1 protein-coding gene and 1 pseudogene are annotated in these 707 nt (G+C 63.8%); one reads left to right on the forward strand and one right to left on the reverse strand.

Translation table 11 applies throughout. From position 1 onward, the window contains the following. A partial coding sequence (locus ENZ74_RS33495; protein ID WP_206522404.1) for a TetR family transcriptional regulator C-terminal domain-containing protein occupies positions 1-189 on the forward strand: 189 nt, incomplete at its 5' end. A gap of 200 nt (positions 190-389) precedes the next feature. Here ENZ74_RS33495 and ENZ74_RS33500 read toward each other — a convergent pair. Continuing rightward, positions 390-707: pseudogene (locus ENZ74_RS33500) on the reverse strand (transcriptional regulator); the annotation flags it as partial.

Below are 707 nucleotides of genomic sequence, written 5' to 3' on the forward strand. Positions count from 1 at the left end.
GGCAAGATCGCCAAGACCGACCCGTGGCACCTGATCTTCTCGATCTGGGCGACGACGCAGCATTATGCCGATTTCGACGTCCAGGTCCGCGCCGTGCTCGGACCGAACCGTGGCGGCGACGGCCGCTTCGAGGATGCGGCAAGATTTCTCGAGCAGTTGTTCCTCGATGGGCTGAAGCCGAAGGGCTAAATGGTTTCGTCATTCTAGGGCGAAGCAAGGAGCGAAGCGACGCGGCGCAGACCCTACAATCCATGCCGCGACTTCAACGCGCCGCAAAGGTCCAAATTCTGCTCCGTAGTACTCTTCGGCAAACGTCCCGGCATGGATCCTCGGGTCTCCGCGTCCGCTTCGCCCGTGGATGACGAAGCCGAGGGGGACGCCAGCCAACCTCAGGCGCTGCGCCGCTCGGCCGGCAGCGCGTCCAGCAATGCCTGCAGCTTGGCGATCGAATTCTGCTCGGCTAACGGCGTGTAGACGATCAGCTTCATGTCCGAGCCGTCGCCGATCGACAGGCTCATATGCTCGAAGGTCATGGCGCCCGCGCTCGGGTGCCGGACATGTTTCACCCCCGACAACCGATGCGCGACGTCGCGCTGCGGCCACCAGGCACGAAATTCGGGGCTCGAACGGGTCATCAACTCGATCAGCCGCTCGAAATCCGGATCGCCGACATAGCGGGCGCTCGTGGCCCGGAACGAGGCCAGCAC

The organism is Mesorhizobium sp. M7A.F.Ca.CA.002.15.2.1, from assembly GCF_003998715.1.
Classification (GTDB): domain Bacteria; phylum Pseudomonadota; class Alphaproteobacteria; order Rhizobiales; family Rhizobiaceae; genus Mesorhizobium; species Mesorhizobium ciceri.